General features: G+C 52.2%; 13 protein-coding genes. 8 read left to right on the forward strand and 5 right to left on the reverse strand.

The window, feature by feature from the left end:
• Positions 1 to 27 precede the first annotated feature (27 nt).
• A complete protein-coding gene (locus Q5H89_RS02590) occupies positions 28 to 819 on the forward strand; it encodes a hypothetical protein (protein ID WP_305017731.1) in 792 nt (263 codons plus the stop codon).
• Complete coding sequence (dnaB, locus tag Q5H89_RS02595) at positions 816 to 2,204, forward strand: replicative DNA helicase (protein WP_305017732.1); 1,389 nt, start codon at positions 816 to 818, stop codon at positions 2,202 to 2,204. The genes Q5H89_RS02590 and dnaB overlap by 4 nt, the downstream gene beginning before the upstream one ends.
• A 17-nt stretch (positions 2,205 to 2,221) precedes the next feature.
• Here dnaB and Q5H89_RS02600 read toward each other — a convergent pair whose 3' ends face one another.
• A complete protein-coding gene (locus tag Q5H89_RS02600) occupies positions 2,222 to 3,430 on the reverse strand; it encodes a hypothetical protein (RefSeq protein WP_305017733.1) in 1,209 nt (402 codons plus the stop codon).
• A gap of 49 nt (positions 3,431 to 3,479) precedes the next feature.
• A complete protein-coding gene (locus tag Q5H89_RS02605; RefSeq protein WP_305017734.1) occupies positions 3,480 to 3,818 on the reverse strand; it encodes a hypothetical protein in 339 nt (112 codons plus the stop codon).
• A 43-nt stretch (positions 3,819 to 3,861) separates the two neighbouring features.
• On the opposite strand from Q5H89_RS02605, the gene Q5H89_RS02610 reads away from it, so the two are divergent.
• The 6 genes from Q5H89_RS02610 to Q5H89_RS02630 all read left to right on the forward strand — a co-directional run bounded on the left by Q5H89_RS02610 (position 3,862) and on the right by Q5H89_RS02630 (position 11,158).
• Positions 3,862 to 4,167 (forward strand): helix-turn-helix domain-containing protein, encoded by a 306-nt coding sequence (locus tag Q5H89_RS02610; protein ID WP_305017735.1) that lies wholly within the window; start codon positions 3,862 to 3,864, stop codon positions 4,165 to 4,167.
• Positions 4,168 to 4,254: 87 nt separating this feature from the next.
• Entirely contained in the window at positions 4,255 to 5,178 is a 924-nt protein-coding gene (locus tag Q5H89_RS23200) for a type IV toxin-antitoxin system AbiEi family antitoxin (RefSeq protein WP_369810632.1), read from the forward strand.
• Between the two features lie 1,203 nt (positions 5,179 to 6,381).
• The gene (locus Q5H89_RS02615) at positions 6,382 to 9,468 is read left to right on the forward strand and encodes a DUF7619 domain-containing protein (RefSeq protein ID WP_305017736.1); all 3,087 of its coding nucleotides are present in this window, start codon (positions 6,382 to 6,384) and stop codon (positions 9,466 to 9,468) included.
• Between the two features lie 229 nt (positions 9,469 to 9,697).
• Positions 9,698 to 10,450 carry a porin family protein gene (locus Q5H89_RS02620; RefSeq protein WP_305017737.1) on the forward strand — a complete coding sequence of 251 codons (753 nt, stop codon included), beginning with the start codon at positions 9,698 to 9,700 and terminating at the stop codon, positions 10,448 to 10,450.
• Positions 10,451 to 10,518: 68 nt separating this feature from the next.
• Positions 10,519 to 10,980 (forward strand): hypothetical protein, encoded by a 462-nt coding sequence (locus Q5H89_RS02625; protein ID WP_305017738.1) that lies wholly within the window; start codon positions 10,519 to 10,521, stop codon positions 10,978 to 10,980.
• A 19-nt stretch (positions 10,981 to 10,999) separates the two neighbouring features.
• Positions 11,000 to 11,158, forward strand: coding sequence for a hypothetical protein (locus tag Q5H89_RS02630; RefSeq protein ID WP_305017739.1), 159 nt, complete (start codon positions 11,000 to 11,002; stop codon positions 11,156 to 11,158).
• 397 nt (positions 11,159 to 11,555) lie between these two features.
• On the opposite strand, the gene Q5H89_RS02635 is transcribed toward Q5H89_RS02630, so the two are convergent.
• The 3 genes from Q5H89_RS02635 to Q5H89_RS02645 all read right to left on the reverse strand — a co-directional run bounded on the left by Q5H89_RS02635 (position 11,556) and on the right by Q5H89_RS02645 (position 17,311).
• On the reverse strand, positions 11,556 to 12,836 hold the full coding sequence (locus Q5H89_RS02635; RefSeq protein ID WP_305017740.1) for an HlyD family efflux transporter periplasmic adaptor subunit: 1,281 nt from the start codon (positions 12,834 to 12,836) through the stop codon (positions 11,556 to 11,558).
• A 54-nt stretch (positions 12,837 to 12,890) separates the two neighbouring features.
• Positions 12,891 to 15,218, reverse strand: a complete 2,328-nt coding sequence (locus Q5H89_RS02640; protein WP_305017741.1) for a peptidase domain-containing ABC transporter — start codon at positions 15,216 to 15,218, stop codon at positions 12,891 to 12,893.
• Positions 15,219 to 15,679: 461 nt separating this feature from the next.
• Complete coding sequence (locus Q5H89_RS02645) at positions 15,680 to 17,311, reverse strand: vitamin K epoxide reductase family protein (protein WP_305017742.1); 1,632 nt, start codon at positions 17,309 to 17,311, stop codon at positions 15,680 to 15,682.
• Positions 17,312 to 17,342: the final 31 nt, after the last annotated feature.

Below are 17,342 nucleotides of genomic sequence, written 5' to 3' on the forward strand. Positions count from 1 at the left end.
TTATTTCCATCTACTCATTACCGTTTTATGGACTATATCAAATTGATGAACCGCTTCCGGCGACTTTATCCTCAAGCTCGCTTTACCCCTTCTGAAGCAACTCTCTATTACTTTTTAATGGCGGAATGCAATAGTCTGCAATGGAAAAACCCCTTTGGCTATACCAATGGTGCTCTCTGTGCTAGTATTAGCATTTCTGAAAAGACGCTCATTGCAGCTCGAGCGAAGTTGCAGCAGCATGGCCTTTTATCCTTTAGATCAGGCTACAAGAATTGTCCAACTGTGTACCGCCTTACTCCACATGATGAGCTTAGTACTCTGCATAATACGGCTTCTAATTCCCAGTCTATTTTACAGCCAATAGGGCAATCCAAGGCGAATAGCCTGGAAAATGTTCGCTCATCGTTAAACAGGGATACAGTAGTTATACCACAAGAAATAGCAAGACCGTACGAGCGAACGATGGCTGAAGCAAGGGCTGTACAAATCAGTCATTCTTTGCCTGTAGCAAGTGCCTCTACATCCCCAGCGCAGTATAATGCGGACCAAAGTCCATTGGTTGACAAAGAAGCTTTTGCCCAAATCCTACGGGCGAGTAATTATGGCCATGTGGATATCGAGACGTATCGCCAGCAGATGTTAGTCACCGCCCGCGACAAGCAAGTGCTACGGTCGCTGCCTGCTTGGTCTAAATGGATTATCACTTACCTGAATAATGATAGCCAGCGGGGTGTCTTATTACTACCGCAAACCTTGTCAACCACCACATCGCAGGGTAATCTATTTGCAAAGGCCAACACGCAATCCTACGTCTTATGAGCACGAATTTCATCTCTGCTCCAACTTCGAAATCGCAGAAGTTAGAAGCTGCTATCCTTGGGGCAGCAATGCAAGAGTCACCTGCCCTGCGCATGGTAATGGACACCTTAGGCACCAACCCGGATATTTTTCATCACCCCACGCACCAGATTGTCTACCATGCTATGTGTGCCCTGAGTCAGGAGCGACATGCTGTAGACACGATAACAGTTGTTGAGAAACTTAGCAGCATTGGCAAACTACAGACAGTTGGCGGCCCAGCAGGGGTGTGTGCTTTGACGCTGAATATCAGCGGAACTGCGCATATAGCTTCTCATTGTAAACTCTTACAAGAGCATTACGTGCGCCGGAGAATGGTTGCAACTTTTCAGCAAGGGCTTACACGAGCTGCTAATAAACAGAACGATGTATTTGATCTCCTAGCGACGATGCAACAAGCAACTGATGAACTACAACGCGTTTTACAGGAAAAACGCCCGCGTTACGTAAGTCACTACCTGGATAATGAAGTGCAAGCAATTATCAAGGCGGCAGCGACCCCCCAAGGCCTCACTGGCGTACCCACCGGTTTAACGGCGTTAGATAAGGTCACGGGGGGCTGGCAGAAATCAGATTTGATTATTGTCGCCGGCCGCCCAGGCATGGGTAAAACCAGTTTCTTACTAGCGGTAGGTAAACATGCCGCCTGCATTGGAAAGAGAGGAGCCATTTTCACATTGGAAGTCAGCTCCCGGCAACTAATCACCAAGTTGATTGCTACAGAAACTGGCTATAGTACTTCGCAGCTAAAACGCGGTCTGTTCGACGGCGAACTCGATGAGGCGTATGCTATTGCCGAGAAAGCCGAACCTTTACGGTCACTAGGACTTATGCTGGATGACCCAACTGAATTAACTATCAGTGCCCTACGAGCAAAAGCCATTCAACTCAAAGCTGAGGAACGTATTGAGTGGCTAGCAGTGGACTACCTCCAGCTAATGAAAGGCGATAGGACAAGTAGTAAAGCGGCTATCCGGGAACAGGAAATCAGTTCTATCAGCCGCGGCTTAAAGCAATTAGCTAAGGAATTGGAAATTCCTGTCATTGCACTATCACAGCTTTCGCGGGAAGTAGAAAAGCGCGATAAGACTAAACGGCCCCAACTATCAGACTTACGGGAGTCAGGGGCACTGGAGCAGGATGCTGACATCGTCATTTTCCTTTACCGTCCGGAATACTACCGAATCATGAACGACGAGGAAGGTAATTCGACTCTTGATGTCACGGAGGTTATCATCGCTAAACATCGAAATGGTAGTACCGCAGATGTTGCCGTGCGCTCCGTGATGAAATACGGTCGATACGAAGATCTAACAACTCCGCAGTGGAAAAAAGAAGCTGAGTAATTCTCTAATGCTCGTTTTCAGTCAACGCTCGATGTTTCTTTCACTGCAGCTAGTGCCTTATTGGCAGCTGTATTCCTCTCCCGCTTTGCTTCTGACTCCCATGCCTGCAGTTCGTGCCATAGGCTAGTCGTCAACTCTTTCTCTTCTACTTCTAACTTTCTAGCCAATTGTTTCACTTCCATGAGAGTCAACTCCCACGGATGATACTCAAGGTGTAAAAGCTTTGCTAGCGTCCAACCTAGTCCTTGCGTCAGCTGCCAACGAGAAGGTCTTGCTGCGTTAATAATTTCCCTAAGTGTTGGAATGCGCTCGGTTAAGGGGACTTCCATTTCGGCTACTTCATAAGCAAGCAATTGCCGGGGAGCGACGGGACTCGGATAAGGGACTGCCTTGTTTTGCCACAAGGCGATTCCATATTCGAAAGGTATACACTTTTCATTCAGTTGGTTCCATACTGGCTCCCGACCGGGCCAGCCTAATCCGTAGCCCCACATGGCAGTCATAGTTATGCTTTTCTGCACTTGCCAATTGCTTTCGGGTAGACACTGAAAAACTGCCAGAGCCTCTTCAGCTATCGGGTGTAGACTCAACCAGTGCATGACACCCGGTTCCTCAGGGTATATCCAGACGCCATAATACAATTGATTACAGCTAACAGCTACCCGCTGCCCTATTTCGGCTAAAACTTCGCCCGCTAGACCAATGTCGATTACATACCAGCCAGGCCAGGTCCCCTCTAGCCCTACCTCCCGCTCATGCAGTAAGAGCCCCGCCCGGGCTCGCAGAGCAGTAATTATTTGCTGATCAGCGGCAGTATCTACTTGATAATACGTAGTTCCTGTCAGCCAGCAGGTGTAAGGAATGAATGGAACCTCATCTGGTTGCAAGGTGCTTTGCTGCGGGGCTGTTACCGTATACCCGTGCGTATTAGCCTCCCAGCGCAGGCAGAGGGGCGCGTAGGTAGGGTGAGAAAAAATCTGCTCAGGATGGGCAGCATTCCAGTTCATGATGGCTGTCATATCCAACCCAGCTGCCTGCACCGCATCAGGATTAAGATATGGCACAAGCAGAGGGGTCGCCCGCTCGCGGTAGCTATACAACAGGCCCTCTTTGCTTCCTCCGCTATAAGTGCGGTTGCCATCCCCCACGTAGCGACGCTGCACCAAAAAATCGCCGTGCCGCCTGGCTTGTGGCACATACCATATTGCTCCCGTAGGGGTTTGCACTTGAGCCAAGAGTGAAATGGCTGATACTGGTGGTTGTAGCATCATTTTTTTACTTCTGTAACAGATACGTCCCCTCCATGCCCATATTCCCCTGATTGCTAATTACGCCCAGCCCGTCAATGGTGAAGTAGAACTGACTCGGCTGGCTGCCCACATAAATCCGCCCGTTTTCCACCGCATAATCGGATGCCAGCGCACCGGCACCATTTACGTGCATGATGAACCGGTCACGGGTAATCTCGATTCGCTGCAAGCCGGGAGTTGGCTCTCCTGTTCTGTAGTAGATGCCTTGCAAGCGAATGCGCGGTATCTGCTTGTAAGCTACGAGGGCGCCGCCAAGTAGCACTAAGCAGATAAGCGGCAGTAACCACCGTTTTTGGTTCGTCATATCGCAAAAGAAGCTGTATTAGCTCCTCAGCAAAGATAATTGGGTGCATCCCATTTATATCGCATACGATAGGATAAGTTTTTGTCTTTACCGCCTCCTTGCCGAGGTGAAAAACCCGGCGCTTTTGCTTTCTTTCGGCGCGCACTTGCGCGCCCTGCGCAGGCAACGGGGTCTTAGCCAACAAGCACTCGCTGACGAGGCGGACATCGGCTGGGCCACGGTGCAACGCCTGGAAGCTGGCAACCAGAGTGCCACACTGGAGGTATTGGCAGCGCTGGCTCAGGCGCTGGAGCTATCCCTGCCCGACTTGCTGCGCTTCCCTGAGGAAGATCAGACCCAGGCCAAGTAAATAAGCTACCCCGTCGCCCCATCGGGCGCCTCCCCACATCGCCCCCACTGGCCTCTTTGTTCAGCAGGCCGCAGGTGTCCTTTCTTTGTGAACACTCATCCCCTCCCCACCCAATTTCTTGGGCAGGCTGTTGCTGCCCTGTCAGCCTTAACCGGAAAACCCGTTAGCTGGCACAGCCCAAATCGCCTGCGCATCGGCTCGCACACCTTTCTAGCTTCCACGCAGCCCCTAGACCGAATTTACCCAGAAGTCATCCTTATCTGCCCTCCCCTCTCCCCTTTTCAGGCTACGGCACTCCAAGCGCAGGGTCAGCCCTACCTGGATGCGGCGGGCAATGCCTGCGTACGGGCAGCTGATTTTTACCTGTTCATCCAGGGTCAGGTTTTACCGACCCCTGTTGCGCCACCTGCACCAGCGCCTGTAGGGCTACGTTTACTCTACTACTTGCTAAGTGAACCCGATCTGCACCAAGCTTCCTATCGCCAGATAAGCCAACGGGTCGGCGTAGCATTGGGATCCGTAAGCACCTTTTTTTCCGAGTTGCGCCAGCAAGGATTGTTGCGGGAGGGAAGCCTTCACCGCTGGCTGCATACCGAAGCCCTGCTTGCACGCTGGGTACAGGACTATGCTACCCAGTTACGCCCAACACTTGGGGCTCAGCGCTACCGCTGGGCCACGGCGCCCGGTATGCGGTGGCGGCAGTTGCCGATGGTGACGGGCTCTTACTGGAGCGGCGAACCAGCAGCTCGGCTTCTGCTACAAGACGGCTCCTCCCCCACTTCCTTTACCCTCTACAGCCCTAGCCTGCCTGTCTGGGGCCTCGTACCCGACCCGGCAAGTGGGACTGTAGAGGTTCTGGCTCCGCCCTTTCCGATTCCTAAACTGGCAGGCAGTGGGGGGCTAGCTCATCCCCTGCTGGTGTATACCGATTTACTTCTCTCCAGCAAGGCATCGGACCGAGAGTTGGCCCTTTGCATACGCGAGCGCTGGGCATGTTGCACTAGGGAATAAGGCTAAACTGCCTCTAACACAGCACCCTTACTTAGCTCCCTCACTCGTACTCGCTACTTAGCAAGATTGGGGGAGTAAACAGCCTGTTTGCGCGCGGCGTTTTGGGTTGCGACTTTGCTAATTCCGCGCAGGTAGCAGCGGATTTTAGCGTGTTTTTAGCGAGAAGTGATTCAGTGTACGCCACGCACGAGAAAGGTGAATAACTATGCCATGCCGCTAGCCGTTCATGAGTTCTTCTCGTCTTGCTGTATACCAGAGTTTGGTCACCTTCCGCCCCCTGCATTAAGCGCAACCCACCCTTGGCCCCTCCACCCCGCGGCTAGTTGTCCGCCGGGGTCCGAGCGGTTGGGACCCAGGATGGTAGCAAGCAGCACCAGAGACCGTATCATCGCGCAGATTTCTGCTTTTTCTCGTTGTATAACGAACGCTTACGCAGGTAAACTGGCCGCTGGCCGATCCACTTTCTGGTTGTATTTCTGCCTTTTCTTCGCCACTGTCAGCGCGGCGCAGACGCAGGTTCTGGCCTGGAGTTGGGCCACCTTCGCCACTGCCAGCGCGGCTAGTGGTAGCTGCAATGCCCAGGCCACGGCTTACCGCCCTTTGCTGGTACTAGTATTTGGTCGCGTACCCTAGGCTAGCTACTTAGTATGGTCAACTAGCACGCAAGAGGGAATACTCAACAGCTCAAGCGCAGCGCGGTACTTAACGTAGTAAGAGGCGGGTTGCTACATTTGACTATTCTACCTGTCTATTGCCTCCTATACAAGGACTTAAATGCATAAAAATCTACTATTAATCTTACTTTCTCTACTTAGTACGGGGTTAGCCCTGGCTCAGCCAGCCACCTACCGCTTAGACAAAATGATGGGAACGCCGGTGGTCTACCCGTATGACCTAAGCGTTGACCGTTCGGGCAACCTTTATGTACTGGACGGCAACATAACCAAGCTGGACTCAACGGGACGATACCTGGGCACGCTCGATCCCACAGCCAATAGCCCGAACCATTGGTGCCAGGCCCTAGGCCTTGATGGAGCCGGAAACGTGTACGTGAGCAGCTACAATACCAGTGGCTCCGACGACTTTATTCGGAAGTACAGCCCTGAGGGCCGTTTACTGCTGCACTTTGGCTCGGTGGGAACAGGACCCGGGCAATTCAAGACCGTCAACAGCCTGAGGGTAACAGCGGCAGGAAATGTATACGTGGCTGACTATGACCTAGCCCGCTTCCAAGCCTTCGACAGCCAGGGTAAGCTCCTTTTCACCTATACCCTTCCTTACGCGACTGCAACGAATTACACCCACCTGGCCGATGTGGAAGTGGACGCAGTAGGCAACGTGTATTTGCTAGACGAGAACTTTGTGGTCACGAAGCTTAATGCGTTAGGTAAGCTACTGACAAGCTTCTCTTTGATGAAGAATGGGGTGACTTGGCAAACAGCCAATCCAAGCGTCAAAGCCAAGTCGCTCATCGTGCAAGCTACCGGCGACTTGGTGGTAGACCTAAACCTCTTTGACGCTAGCGGGGTGTATAGCAGGCCACTCGTCGTCACAACTGGCCTAAGTGACCCCGTTACCCGGCTAACGCACGATGAAGCGGGTAACATCTACGGGGCTTATGCCTCCAATGACTTACGCTCGAGCCACCTCTATAAGTATGCGCCGACGGGTAAGCTACTTCATAAATGGGGTAATCTGAGTGCCTTGAGTGACGTGAGCCAGGATGAGGCCGGCAACGTGTACACGCTGAGCGAAACCAAGCACGAAGTGCGCAAGTACGACGCGGCCGGCCAGCTCCTGCTGTCTTTTGGCAGCTACGGCACCGGGCCGGGACAGTTTTCGCTACCCCTCGTGAGCCTCGGGCTAGATGGGGTGGGCAACATCTACGTGCTGGAAAGCACGAACAATAATGCCAGTACCCAAAAATTCAAGGTACAGAAATTTACCCCCCAAGGGGCGTTTGTGGCGCGCTTTGAAGACTTAGGGCTGAGCCCGAGTGCGTACAACCAGCAGATAACAGGCATGGCCGTAGACGCCGGCGGCGACATGTACCTGGCTACCAACTCCTGCGGTTGCGTGCGCAAGCTGAACCAGCAGGGATTGTTTGTGGCAGCCTTTGGCTCTTTTGGTACGGGGGCCGGGCAGCTGTTTGTGCCGCGGGCGGTAGCAGTAGATCAGGGCGGCAACGTGTACGTTGCTGACAATGATGGGCGACGGGTGCAGAAGTTTGCGCCGGGAGGGCAACTGCTACGCCAATACGGCACCCCCCCACCGCCAAATCCGAGCGTGGCGGTAGGTGACATCGACCTGGATGTGGATGCAGCCGGCAATATCTATGTAGGCAGTGACATTGGGGGCAGCGTCCACAGCCGGGCTTTTGCAGCCGATGGCAGCCCGCTCACGCAAATACCCGAGCTAGGCAGCCGCGTATCGATTAATCGCCACGCTACGCGTCTGCTGAGCATGTACAAGGGCAATGACTTGATTACCTATTACGTCAGCAGCAAGCAAACGCCCGAAAACTACATTAGCGGGCAGGTATTTGAGGACGGAAATGGCAACTGCCAACAGGACGCGACCGACCGACCCCTGGGCGGGATTGTGCTAAGGGCCAGCCCTGGCGACTACTACGGGATGACAGATGAGACGGGGCACTACGTTATTGCGGCGGACACCGGGCACTACGAAGTGCAGCAGCTCCTGCCAACAAACGAAGTGGGGCGCACCATTCAGCAGACGTGCGCGCAGCACACGCTCGTAACATTCGGAAGCTACGGGAGCACAGCCACTAACGCGGACTTTGGTAATCAGGTAAGTATTGCGCCTTTGCTGCGGGTGAATATTGCCTCCAATCGGCGACGGCGCTGCGCGCGAAGCACCACGATCGTTTCATACTTGAACTATGGGTTTGCGACGGCGCCTGCTGCCACCGTTTTCGTAGCGCTGCCTCCTGAAGTGGTCTTTATCTCGGCCGATGTGCCGCACACGCGGGATGCCGCTGGGCACTACGTATTCGCCGTAGGCAATCTGGCCTCAAATCAGCACGGCAGCATTACCATTCAGGACTCGGTGGTGTGTGGCAACCCAGCCCTGAGCGGCCTCACGGTATGCAGCCAGGCCTGGATTACGCCGGCCAACTCGTACCCAGTTTCCTCAGCCTGGAACCAGGCTTCGATGCGGGTGCAGGGAACTGCGCAAGCGGGCAATCAGGTACGGTTTGTGGTCCGGAATACGGGCCGCGGGGCGATGAGCGACAGCCTTACGCTGCGGGTGTACCAAAACAGTGCGCTTGCGCTACGCCACCGCTACCGCCTGGGAGCGGGCGACAGCCTCGTGCTGCGCTGGCCCGCTAGCCGGCCGGTGCTGCGCCTGGAAGCCGATCAGCCGGCGGGCCACCCCACGCAACGCACAGCCAGCGCCACGGTAGAAGTGCGGGGCTTAAGTGTGGCTGGGATGGCCAACCCTGATATGGCCGCTATGCAACCCAACGCGCCCCAGCCAGAGGTAGCCGAGGACTGCCAGCCCATTGTGGACTCGCACGACCCGAATGATAAGCAGGTGGCACCGACCGGCACGAGTGCCCAGCACTGGACGCCAACTGCGCAACCCCTGCGCTACCGGATACGCTTCCAGAACACGGGAAGTGACGACGCATATCGGGTAGCAGTGGTCGATACCCTGGACGCCGGGCTGGACATGCGCACGCTACGAGTAGAAGGCGCCTCGCACCCCTACCGGTTAGCCGTAGGGGGCAAGGGCCGACCGGTACTCACCTTTGAATTTGCGACTATCAACCTACCGCCAAGCACACGCAACGAGCCCGCCAGCAATGGCTTTGTGCAGTTTAGCGTTCAGCCCAAAGCGAGCTTGCCTCCGCAAACGTTGATCGAAAACCACGCCGACATCTTCTTTGACTACAACCCAGCGGTGCGTACGAACACGACCGCCAACCGCATCTACGATGTACCACCAGTAATAGAGCCAGCCGTAGCCCTGAGCTACCCAGTTGTGCTGGCGACCACTCGGCCAGGCCAACTACCAGGGCTGGCACTATGGCCTAATCCGGCGCATGCGGCTACGATGGTGCACCTGCCAGCCGTAGCCGGTGTCACCCACGCAACGCTGGTGCTACGCGATGCGCTCGGGCGGAAGGTGCGCACGGCGCTGGTACAGCTACCTGCTGGCGGAGTAGTACATGAGCTACCGCTAGCTGGCCTGCCCGCGGGGCTCTACCTACTGCAAGTGCAGGCCGGGACCGCAACCGCAGTCCGGCAGTTGGCCGTGGAGTAGTGCCTGCCTATGGCACTACCTTTTTCCTGTTCCCCCTGAGGTAGCACCGATGCGCTGGCTCAACGTAGTGCGCAGCCAAGGCCCTATCTCTACCCGCCAGAGCAGGCGCCACAAAATGTCCTTCCTTTCCTATTGATTGGAGCAGTGCTGGGTATTGGCACCTATACACGCTCTCTTTGCTAACGCCACTGCTTATACCTTATTCCTACCCATCTCCCCCCTATACTTAATGAAGCACTTCATTACCCATTTCCTACTCGGAAGCTTCTTCCTTACCACCTCAGCTGCCCAGGCCCAGGTACGCATTCGCATTGGCCCCCAGGTAGGCTACACCCTCTCCTCGGCTAGCTTTTCCGTCATCGACTACCCCGACTATTTTACCCCCTCCGGCTCGTATCGCAGTGGCTTTGCCGCCGGGCTCGTCGCCCAGCTAGGTCTAACGGACCACCTGAGCCTGCAGCCGGCCCTGCTCTACGCCCGCAAGGCGCCCGCCGTCACCATCTCCTCCTACTACCAGCCCAACAACTACTACTACTTCGACGAGTACACTTTCCAGTTCAACTACCTCACCCTACCCGTCAACCTGCTCTACAGCCAGCGGGCCGATGGGCAAGGAGGACAGGTGTTTTTAGGCCCTTACCTGGGCTGGCTCTTAGGTGGCCAATACACCCACGGCGCCCGCGCGGGCTACGGCTCGTCCATCACCGGCGGCGGCACCTACTCAGGTAAGGTAGCGGCTGGCGATACCTACGCCACGAGCACGAAGGACTCCAACTACTACTCCCGGCAGCTCGATGCGGGCCTGCAAGCCGGGGTTGGCTACGGCGTTGGGGCCCTGCAACTCCAAGCCACGTTCAGTCTGGGCCTGCGCAACATCGGGGCCGCCTACGCCCCCACTGCGAATAATCCCTACGAGGCACCCGTCATCCGCAACCGCAGCTTCCAGCTATCGGCCGCCTACTTGTTCGGGCCGAAATTGTAAGCTAGTTCTGGTTTAGGACTTCGGTTACGCCCGCGCTACTTTACTAACTGCCCCCGCGCACCCCTGCCATGCGTCTACGCTCCCTGGTCTTGCTCCTACTCGGCGCGCTGAGCTGCGCAAAGCCACAAGACCCAGTGCCTGCCTCCAATGGCAGCTATACGCTTGACGGGGTCCTTAGGCGCTGCCAGGCGACGACTAGCACCTACACCAACACCTTCTACGGCGGTCAAACGAAGGATGTGCTTCTGGTGCACCTCACGACCGTACCCCAACCCGAGAGCGGGGCCGAGTGCCTGGAATTGACTTACTTCAAGGATGGCAGGCAACCTTCCACGGCTTACCAACCCGTAAACACGGGCATCTTATGGGTGCGCAACCATGGCTACCGGTATACTTTCGACAACGCGACCACTTCCCTAACTGCTACGAGTACCGGCTTTTCCGGTACGTACGCCGGTAAGATTATCGGCGATCCCGACCCCTACGCGGCAATCGCCGACGGGGTGTTCACGGATGCCCGCCCGGAATAAGCGGCTGAACTATCGCCTTATGCCCCGCCTGCTGCGCCACTTTGTGCATGCCCTACTTGACTACCACGATGGCGGCCAGACAAGGGCCGAGTGCATCCTGGACGGGGCTCTACTTACCCTTATTAGCCTCAACGCCGCGGCCGTCGTGCTTGATACGGTCAAGACTTTTGATCAGTAGTATCACCCACTTTTGGTGGGCATCGAGTTCGTTGGCCAAGTACGCTAAGTAACGTTAGGTCTACCGCCTGCGGATAGCCTCGCAACTCCAGTGTGAGAAGATCGCCAACTAGTGGATTAGGGTAGCGCGTGAGGCTAGCAGCGGCTTGTGCCGGCACGACAGCCAACATAGTTGATGGGCTGGAAGGGCCACCATCAGCGCTAGTAGTTACCACAGTATACGAGCTAGTTTGCGTGGCATTATGGAGAACGTTCGCCTAGTTAGTAGCCCCGACAATAGAGGTGCCGTTCAGATAGAATTGTGCCAGATATTGCTTCTTCTTATTCCTTCTTATTTTAATGCTTTCCCTACATATTTAACGAACTTCCTTAAGAAGTTATTACTAAATAAGTTTACGCTATATACCACGCAGTTTGTAAAAAAGCTTTTCTAGTAATCGGCTATTCGTTGTTAGCACATCAGCCGATGCAGTCATCCCAGTTTTGTAGGACAGCGTCTTACCATATGTGGTTTTAAGACCTACTGGCAAAGTGACTTTTGCGAGAAATACGCTATCCTTGTAGGCAATATCAGCCACGGCCGTAATGTGACCCCGTACTACACCGTATTCCTGGTATGGAAACCCAGTAAACTTTACGAGCACAGTTTGGCCTAAGCTTACTTTACCAGCGCTTTGTTGTGGTATTCGCAATTCACCCACATAGCCTGTACTAGGCGGCGCAACCTTAAACAGCTCTTGCCCAATATTCACATACTGATTTTCTTGTATAATTCCTGAGAAATACACTTTCCCACCAACTGGCGCGGATAGTACATACTGCGCTTGCCAGGCAGCGGCGGCACTTTGCAGGGTATTTAAGGCCTGTAAAAATTGATCACGTCCCTCAGCCACTTGTTTACTCAATTCTAGCAATTCCTTTTGTTTAGCTCGTTGAGAACTAATATTATTCAGTAGTGTAGCAGCAGTTTGTTGATAAGCTAGTTGCCGAGCAATATTTTTGCTTTCTTCACGCTTCAACTCCAGTATGGGGATAACCTTCTGAGCAGCCAATCGCCGCTGAGCTTCTACTTCCTCCAGTGATATGGCAGCATCTTGCCCCTGTAACTGACGTTGCTCTCGTAGTTGTAAAGCTAATTGTTGCAAGTCGCCCAGTTCTTGCTTTAGTATAACCCTTTTTTGGCTATAAAACGCTCCCGCTAGATACGCTCGTAGTTGAATATGAGCCTGCTCGAACGTCTGGTAAGCACTCTGCAATTCGCCTAGTTGATGATAACCCGATAAGTTTAGACTCCGTAACCCTTCGAGATCACCATGTTGAGCAACTTTCCAAGCCGCAGTTAGCTCCTGCATAAGTTGCCTAATCTCGTCGTGGCTTGCAGTGCTCTCTAAGTACGCTAAGGGGGCTGCGCTTTCTACTACCTGCCCCTCGCGAGCCAATAATTGCACTATCTTCCCCTCCGTGCGGGCTAGGACAGGCTTGGGAGCGTTAATAGCAGTAAGTTTGAAAGAGGCCCGTACTAAGTCAGGATAGCGGATTGTCCAAGCGCTGGCTGCTACGAGCAACAGCAACAGAAATAGAATCGTAATTCCCCAGCGTAACTGCCACTGCGGGGGACGAGCCATCAGTTCCTGCATTTCTTCCGACTGCAAGTCAGTAAATTCTTGCGCAAAAGGCATAAACTAGTTTTTAAGCTTTAGTTAAATAGGACTTAGTCACTACAGAGGCTTTTCTCATGTCCCTAATTCTAGCTGATTCTTTACCAATTGCCAATAGGCTCCCCGTTTAGTCACAAGCTCGGCGTGATTTCCCGACTCAACTAATTGGCCCTTTTCGAGTACTATTATTTGATCGGCGTGGCAGACGGTGCTTAAGCGGTGAGCCACTACTATTACTGTACGACCATGAAAAAAGTCGTCTAGATTATGCATTATGATAGCCTCATTGGTAGCATCTAGGGCGTTAGTAGCTTCGTCGAAAAAAATAAATTGGGGATTTTTATATACGGCGCGCGCGATAAGGATGCGCTGGCGTTGCCCCTGACTAAGCCCCGTGCCCTCGGCCCCAATTTTAGTGTGTAGCCCTAAGCGTAGCGAGTCCACAAACTCACCCAGGTTGGCCACGTGCACAGCGTGGGCGAGACGATTGGTATCAATGCGCTCGGCTCCCACAGCAATGTTGCGCGCAATAGTATCTGAGAAGATGAATCCGTCCTGCATTACCACCCCGCACTGTGCTCGCCAAGCTGCGTGACTAACGTGGCGTAGCGCAGCCTCACCCAGCCGAATTTCGCCCGCTGTTGGATCGTAAAATCTGAGTAGCAGCTTAAGTAGCGTGGTTTTACCACTGCCACTCATACCGACGATGGCGGTAGTTTTACCACTCGGAATAGTTAGATTGAGCCCGCGCAGTACGAACTCGTTACTAGCGCCTGGGTAGCGGAATGATAGCTCACGCAGGTGTAGGCAGCCAATTGGCAATTCCTGCAAGAGGGGCTGATTTACTGGTTCTTCATCAGCTAGCGTATGTACTTCATTAAGCCGCTCCAAACTAATCTTGGCATCCTGCCAGCCCTGCGCGAAACTTATAAGCTGACTTACAGGACCGTTGAGCTGGCCGATAAGCTGCTGCATAGCCAACATCGTCCCAAGTGTCATCTGCCCCTTGACTACTGCCTGCGCAGCTAGGCAGGTAATGAGAATATTTTTACCGTCGTTGAGCACAAAAGCTCCTGCTTGCTGAAGCTGACCTAGGTTTAGGCTGCGAAGCTGCTGGCGGAATAAGCCAGCCTGCAATCGCTCCCAAGCCCAGCGACTCGGTCGCTCGGCTCCAGCCAACTTAATTTCCTGCATCCCCTGAATAAGCTGCACGAGAGCACTCTGGCTGCGAGCCGATAAGCTGAAGCGCTGCATGTCGAGTTGGAGCCGAGGACGCAGAAACAATAATATCCAGCCAGCATAAAGCAAGCTAGAAAATAAATATATTCCAAAAATAGGCAGACTAAAGAGAGCAATTACTACACTCAGTAGCAAGATATTAGCCAGTGCAAAAGGAAATGACAATGCTTGTCCGGTCATAAAAGACTCAATGCGTTGGTGGTCACCAATACGTTGCATTAAGTCCCCAAAATTCTTTGTATCGAAAAATAGCAAAGGCAGACGCAGTAGCTTTATGAGAAAATCGGAGAGGATGCCCAAGTTGACACGTGTGCTCACATGCAGCAGCAGTCGACTCTGGATGAACTCAACCGACAGCCGCCCAGTCATTAGCATTAACTGCGCCCCCAACACAAGGTAGATAAAAGGTGCATTTTGGGTGGAGACGCCTACATCGACCACAGACTGCGTAAGGAAGGGCACCAATAATTGCAGGCAACTGCTTACCGCCAGCCCTAGTAACAACTGCAACAGCAGCCCCTTTTGCTGCATCATGTAGCCCAACACCCGGGCGAAGCTATAGCTGCTTTCAGCCTCTTCCTCCTCCTGCGCGTGAAGCGCAGGCGTGGGCTCGAGTAGTAGGGCGATACCGGTAGGCTGTCCTTGCACATGCGCTGAGAACCAGCCCGCACAGAACTCCTCCGCGGAATACTTTAATAGCCCTGCAGCGGGGTCAGCTACGTACACCGTAGCTGGGGATAATGCTCCCTGCGTGAAATTCTGTCCCTCCCCAGTTAGCTGCCCCAAAGCTGGTGCAGATGGCGCAGGTCTTTGCTCAGCTTGAGTAGCAGGGCGAAAACCTCCTACAACTTGGTGCATCCACTGGCGACTGGGACGAATGGCATACACCACTACAAAGTGGTTTTGTCGCCAATGGACAATGCAGGGTAATGGCGCCTCACTTAGTAACTTCTCAAAAGATAATTGCACCCCTAGTGTGTGAAAGCCGATGGCTTCCGCAGCATCAGCTAAGCCTAGCAATGATACACCCTCCCGGTTCAACTCGGTTCGCTCACGTAGGGACTGCGCTGTGAAGTGCTGCCCGTAATACTTAGCTACCATGCGTAAGCAGGCCGGACCGCAATCCATTTGGTCATGCTGCTTATAATAGTGAAACTTTTTCATGATAGCCTATACATGAGGTCACTACACTTGTAGCAAATTTTACAAATAAGAATATGCACTCTTGGATCACCTACTAATGGCTTACGCATTAAAAAATGGGGACAGCTTGAAAAAGCTGCCCCCATTTTAAAACTTACATTGGGCAATTCCATAAGGTAGCCCCGGATACACAAGCATTAGGTGCAGGCGTACCAGATACCGTAGCACTGCAATTAGAAGTGCCATTCCAGCAGCAGCACCATCCAGTGCCACCGCTTCCTGCCATAATGCTCTTCATATCCATACGGCTCATTTTGCCCTGGATATTAGCTAAGCTCAGTTTTATTGGATTCATGATAGAAAAGGTAAAAAGTGAAATCACCAGTGAAAATGGCTGCACTGACTTCAGCCCTCGGCATACTCACAGGTCTGCAGCTCTATGAATAGTACAGAGTAGGTATCGCAACAGAACGACTCGTCCTTTAAATTGATGCATTTGAAGCAATTGGGTCTAGTAGAAAATACTGTAAGTCTTCCAGATTATAAAAGTCAGGTAGCTCGCAGTCATTCAAAAAAAAGGTTGGCGTATGGCTAATACCTGCCTCTTTACACCAAGAATTCATTGCCATGATATGCTTGGCCTGATCAAGCAATCCCTTATCCACAGGATGCCTAGTAGCGAATCTATTGTAGTCCTTAACTTCCAAAGAATGCCAATCATTTAAAGCTTGCTGCAACTCATCTGTGTTGGCTTTAGCGGCGATAGCCAATAAGTGCTGGGTTGGATAAAACGCAGCATCAAATTCAATATCGCGGGTTGCAAATATAATCTTGACTTTTAAGTTAGTGTTTAATGCTAATAGTTTCTCAATTTCAGGATGCGCTTTGCTACAAGGACTACAAAACACATTACAGACCTTTACTAAAGTATGCTGGGCTTGCGGGTTGCCTAACTCAATCCCGAGGCAGCTTGGCATGTGTGAAATATTTTTCTGGCTCTTTAATAAAGTACTGAAAACGTTAGAATCAAACTTAAGACGGAGAAGCTTTCGACGAAATGTATTGCTCTCCTGAATTTTTACAAAATAAGGTTTTATACAATACCATACTACTGGCATAAGCAAATATGTAATTAGCTGCAAAAAGGCAGTTGTGAAGTTAAATTGGCTTAAAGGATTCAAAAGGCCATTAAGTAAAACATTCACTCCTCCGAGTACAAGTAGCATCTGCACTGCTAGACACAGTACACACCATTGCTTCATTACCTTCCATTGATAGTAGACAGAGAATACTGTATAAGGAAGGGCTAGCAAATTCAGCCATGCTATAGTTGACACCGCATTACTATTACCTAAAAGCAAGCTCAACAACCCTCCACCAAAATAAAATAGGCCAACCTCGCTCCAACTTAACCATGAGAATACTTTAGAACGTCTACTGGTTAAAATCGCACTACAATCACTTTTGGCGATACTGGTGCAAACCCGCCGCAAGACTGAATTATTTCCGTCAATTTCGTACCACACTAATAAAGTAGAAACTACAGTGCCAGCTAGCATAATAGCGTACTGCCCATACAGGCCTAATCGATAGGGTCTAGTTATTAAGCCCAGATTGCTAACAGTTTTGTCGAATAAAATTAGAGAAGCTATGAGCAGTAGGATTATGGCTGTACTAGGAATGACGCGATTAATAAAAGTCTTTTTTTTATTTGCTTCATAGCTAGGCTCACCAGAAATAGATGAGGGTTCGGCTATGAGATATAGGCCATTCCATTTTTGAAATAACTCGCTACGCGTTAGGGTAGACGTTTTTTGACTTGCCCCTTGGTATATAGTGACTTGTTCTGCATCAAGCTGCGTTATAAGTGCAGGCCCTTCACCAACCAATTGCGTCAGAAAAGGAACAGGCAGACTATCTAGTTCTTCTGTAGTGACTTTACCAGCCCCATTTGGAATATTCCAGTTTGTTAAAGTATCAGAAATACAAAGCAAGCTCGGCCAGTCAGGGTGGCTTTGCAAAACTTCATTGAGAGTAGAACTATTAGCCTTAATTCCAAGCAATTGCAGGAATCTAAAGGTAACATTAACGATTGGGTCGAATTGAGTAAGCATACGTTATTATGGTTTTAAGATTTTGTTCGTT

Source organism: Hymenobacter cheonanensis (assembly GCF_030581075.1).
Taxonomy (GTDB): Bacteria; Bacteroidota; Bacteroidia; order Cytophagales; family Hymenobacteraceae; genus Hymenobacter.